This is a genomic window from Kitasatospora sp. NPDC059571, assembly GCF_042735675.1.
Lineage (GTDB): Bacteria > Actinomycetota > Actinomycetes > Streptomycetales > Streptomycetaceae > Kitasatospora.
On record NZ_JBHWBW010000586.1, the window covers coordinates 1 to 4,279 of the forward strand.

The window sequence follows — 4,279 nt, forward strand, 5'->3', positions numbered from 1 at the left end:
GGGGGGGGGGGGCCGCGCCCCCCCCGCGCGGGGCGCGCGCCGCCCCCGTCGCCGCGGCGCCGGCTCAGCTCGGCGGCCGGCCGCAGCGGCACCCTCATCTGACACCGCGGGGTCGGCGCCGGTACGGTGGGGCGCGATGAACACCAAGGCTGCTGAGGAGCTGCCGGCGGTCTCCGTGATCATGCCGGTGCTCAATGAGGAACGTCACCTGCGCACCGCCGTCCGGCACATCCTGGAGCAGGAGTACGCCGGCGATCTGGAGGTGGTGATCGCGCTCGGTCCGTCCACCGACCGGACGGACGAGATCGCCGCCGAGCTGGTCGCCGAGGACCCGCGGGTCCGGACGGTGCCCAACCCCACCGGCCGTACCCCGGCCGGGCTGAACGCCGCGATCCGCGGCTCGCGCCACCCCATCGTGGTGCGGGTCGACGGCCACGGCCTGCTCACCCCCGGCTACATCACCACCGCCGTCCGGCTGCTGAGCGAGATGGAGGCGGCCAACGTCGGCGGCATCATGCACGCCGAGGGCGAGACCGAGTGGGAGAAGGCGGTCGCCGCCGCCATGACCTCCAAGATCGGCGTCGGCAACGCGGCCTTCCACACCGGCGGCCTGGCCGCCCCGGCGGAGACCGTCTACCTCGGTGTCTTCCGCCGCGAGGTGCTGGAGCAGCAGGGCGGCTACAACGAGGAGTTCATCCGCGCCCAGGACTGGGAGCTGAACTACCGGATCCGCCAGGACGGCGGACTGATCTGGTTCACCCCGCAGCTGCGGGTCACCTACCGGCCGCGGCCGAGCGTGCGGGCGCTGGCGAAGCAGTACAAGGACTACGGGCGCTGGCGCCGGGTGGTGACCCGCTACCACCGCGGCTCGGTGAACCTGCGCTACCTCGCCCCGCCGGCCGCGCTGGCGGCCTGCGTGCTGGGCCTGGTGCTGGGCGCCGCCGTGCACCCCGCCTTCCTGGTGGTGCCGGGCGGCTACCTGCTGGGCATCCTGGGCGGTTCGGTGGTCGAGGGCCGCGGCCTGTCCGCGAAGGCCCGGCTGCAGCTGCCGGTGGCGCTCGCCACCATGCACATGAGCTGGGGCTTCGGCTTCCTCACCTCGCCGCGGTCGCTGGCCCGCCGGGTGATCGCCAGCAAGCGGCCGGAGCCGATGGCCCCGCGCACCGAGCACGCCTGACCCGAAAAGCCCCCTCGGCCCGTCCCGCGGCGCTATCTTCGGCGCCATGGGGATCACCGAGGGGGCCCGCGTGCGCATCGAGCCGACCGCGGACGTGGACGAGCGGGCGGTCATCGGCCCGGGCAGCACCGTCTGGCACCTGGCGCAGGTGCGCGAGCACGCCGAGATCGGCGCCGAGTGCATCATCGGCCGGGGTGCGTACGTCGGCCCGGGAGTGCGGCTCGGGGACCGGGTCAAACTGCAGAACCACGCGCTGGTGTACGAGCCGGCGGTCGTCGAGGACGGCGTGTTCGTCGGCCCGGCCGCCGTGCTGACCAACGACCTGTACCCGCGGTCCGTCGACCCGGACGGCCGGCTGAAGCGCGGCGACGACTGGCACGCCCGCGGGGTGACGCTCCGCGAGGGCTGCTCGATCGGCGGGCGCGCGGTGCTGGTCGCCGGTGTCACCGTCGGCCGGTGGGCCCTGGTGGCGGCCGGCGCGGTCGTGCACCGCGACGTCCCGGACTACGCCCTGGTCGCCGGGGTGCCGGCCCGCCGGATCAAGTGGGTCGGCCGGGCCGGCGAGCCGCTGGAGCCGGCCGGCGAGGGGCGCTGGCGCTGCCCGCGGACGGCCGAGGAGTACGTCGAGCGCGACGGCGCGCTCACCCCGGCCGACCCGCCCCCTGCTGCCCCGGACGGGCCCGCCGCCGGCTGACCGGCACCGCGGCGGCGCCGCACCGTATCCGGTGCGGCGTCACCGGAGGCGCCGTCAGAAGGTGTAGAGGTTCCCCTGCGGCACCACCGTCATGCAGTTCTTGTCGTCGTCGGCCGTCTCGACCGCAACCGAGGTGGGCACCGCGGTGGGCGCCGGGGCCGCGGTGAAGGCGGTGCCGCTCTTCCAGTCCGCGCCGATCACCAGGGTGAGGCCCCGGGCGGGGCCGGACTCGGCCAGCGCGTCGGCCGGCAGGTGCAGGGCCGCGGCCACGGCCTGTGCCTGCGCCAGCTGCCCGCTGCCGTAGGTCAGCCGGGTGGTGGCGCGGGAGCCGCCACCGGGCGCGGGCCTCGCCCCGGTGAAGCCCGCGGCGTTGAGCGCCGCGCTGATCCGGGCGGCGCGGGTGCCGCCGCCGGACGCGTTCTGGACGGTGACCGCGACGGAGCCCTTGGCGACCGCCGGCGCACTCACCGCCGCGTCCGCCGCCGGCGTGCTCGGGGAGGAGGGCGCCGACGGTCCGCCCGAGGCCGTCCCGGCCGGGGCGCCCTTGGCGTCCAGCGGGGTGTCGGCGATCAGCATCTTCCAGATCTGCTCGGTGTCACCGGGCTTCAGCAGCAGGCGGTTCCGGTCGCTCGGGTCCTCGACGACGGGCACCGTCAGCGAGCTGATCCGCTCGGCCGGCACCTGGCGCAGCTGCTCGCCCAGGTCGTACAGCTTCTTCAGGTCGGCCAGGTCCTTGTCGACGCTCAGCGACTTGGTCGCTGCCTCGGCCAGGGACATCAGCTGGCCGGGGTCGGACATCCGCCCGCTGGACTTGAGCTGGCGGACCATGGAGTTGAGGTACAGGTGCTGGGCCTTGGTCCGGTTGATGTCGGAGCCCCATGCGTCGCGGGTGCGCAGCCACTGCAGAGCCTGCACGCCCTGGACCACGTGGGTGCCCTTGGTCAGCTTCAGCCCGGTGCCGCCGTGGCCGGGCCGGTAGCGGTCGTACATGTTGCGGTCGACGCAGACGGGGACGCCGCCGACCGCGTCGGCCATCCGCACCACGCCGCTGAAGTCGACCATCATGTAGTGGTCGATGTCGATGCCGGTGAGCGCGACCCAGGTGCCGAGCACGCAGCCGGGGCCGCCCTGGGCGAGCGCCGTGTTGATCATCGTGCGGGGGAGCGCGGCGGACTGCCGGCCCTTCTCGTCGTGGCAGGCGGGGATGTCGACCCGGGTGTCGCGCGGGATGCTGATCAGTGAGGCGTTGCTGCGGTCCGCGGAGACGTGCAGCAGCATCTGGACGTCGGCGAGGGCGGGCCGGGAGGCGTCCCCCGCCGAGCCGCCGAGGTCGATGTTCTCCTGCGAGGCCCGGCTGTCGGTGCCGATGAGCAGGATGTTGAGCGGCGTCTGCCCCTTCGCGTTGGGTGCGGTGCGCTCGCCGTGGGAGTCCGTCAGGTTCTTGGTGCCGGCCCGGATGTTGCCGTTGAGGTGCCGGTAGTACAGGTAGCCGGCGCCGCAGCCGGCCACCAGGGTGGCGCCGGTGGTGACGGCGACCGCGCGCAGCCAGCGCCGGCGCCGCAGCCGGCGCCTGCTGCCGGCCCCTCCGGCCCCTTTGGCCCGTCGTGCGGCGGCCCGGCCGCCCGGTATCGGCTCCACGCTGGTCATGCTCGGCCGCCTCTCCCCACCGCGCCGGTGGGGTCCGCGCGGTCTTCTGGACCGGGCGGCGACGTGCCTTCCCCGCGCCGGCCGGTGTTCTCACCAGACAGACGCGCGAGCCGGGCGGATACGTCACACCGCCCGGCTCGTCCGTACCGGAACACCCCGCGGGTGAGCCGCCGTCAGCGGGCGCACACCCCGGTGTCGTCGGCGGCCACCCGCTGGAGGTCGGCCGGGGTGCCGCTCGGCGTCGGCGGGGCGTCCGGGCCGGCGGAGGCGCCGGCGGTGCCGGCGGACGCGGCCGGGGTTCCGGCGGCCGGCCCGGTGTAGTCGGTGCCGAGCACCACCACCAGCGCGTCCTTCGCGCCGAGCGAGGCGCTCTGCCGCACGGAGCCGGCGGGCAGTCCGAGGGCGGTGGCCAGCGCCGCCGCCTCCTCCGCCCGGCCCGCCGGGTAGCCGACCGAACTGGTGCTGGCCGGAGGGGCGTTACCGCCGGCCTCGGCCCGGGTGAAGCCCTTGGCCTGGAGTTCGGCGGCGGCCCGGCCGGCCTGCCGGCCGATCCCGGTGCCGTTGCGGACGGTCACCTCTACCCGGGCCGGGTCGAGCAGCGCGGCGGGCGAGGGCCGGCCGGAGGCGCGGCTGGCGGCGGTGGCCGTGGAGCGGGCCGCGGCGGCGGACGCCGCGGTGTCGGCGCGGCCCGCGTCGCCGATCGGCCCGGCCTCGGCGACCCGCGCGAACAGCTGCCCGGCCGCGGGCGGGTGGAGGACCCC

General features: G+C 76.0%; 4 protein-coding genes. 2 read left to right on the forward strand and 2 right to left on the reverse strand.

Going from position 1 to position 4,279, the window contains the following annotated elements; genetic code table 11:
• Positions 1–136: 136 nt before the first annotated feature.
• Complete coding sequence (locus ACFV0G_RS36020) at positions 137–1,177, forward strand: glycosyltransferase family 2 protein (RefSeq protein ID WP_380557031.1); 1,041 nt, start codon at positions 137–139, stop codon at positions 1,175–1,177.
• Between the two features lie 46 nt (positions 1,178–1,223).
• Positions 1,224–1,871, forward strand: coding sequence for an acyltransferase (locus ACFV0G_RS36025; RefSeq protein WP_380557033.1), 648 nt, complete (start codon positions 1,224–1,226; stop codon positions 1,869–1,871).
• Between the two features lie 54 nt (positions 1,872–1,925).
• Here ACFV0G_RS36025 and ACFV0G_RS36030 read toward each other — a convergent pair whose 3' ends face one another.
• On the reverse strand, positions 1,926–3,518 hold the full coding sequence (locus ACFV0G_RS36030; RefSeq protein ID WP_380557035.1) for an LCP family protein: 1,593 nt from the start codon (positions 3,516–3,518) through the stop codon (positions 1,926–1,928).
• Positions 3,519–3,691: 173 nt separating this feature from the next.
• Positions 3,692–4,279, reverse strand: a 588-nt coding sequence (locus tag ACFV0G_RS36035) for a LytR C-terminal domain-containing protein (protein WP_380557037.1), incomplete at its 5' end; no start/stop codon positions are given.

Coding starts and splice junctions, on each gene's coding strand:
- ACFV0G_RS36020 (WP_380557031.1), top strand. CDS start 137: ATGAACACCAAGGCTGCTGAGGAGCTGCCGGCGGTCTCCGTGATCATG.
- ACFV0G_RS36025 (WP_380557033.1), top strand. CDS start 1,224: ATGGGGATCACCGAGGGGGCCCGCGTGCGCATCGAGCCGACCGCGGAC.
- ACFV0G_RS36030 (WP_380557035.1), bottom strand. CDS start 3,518: ATGACCAGCGTGGAGCCGATACCGGGCGGCCGGGCCGCCGCACGACGG.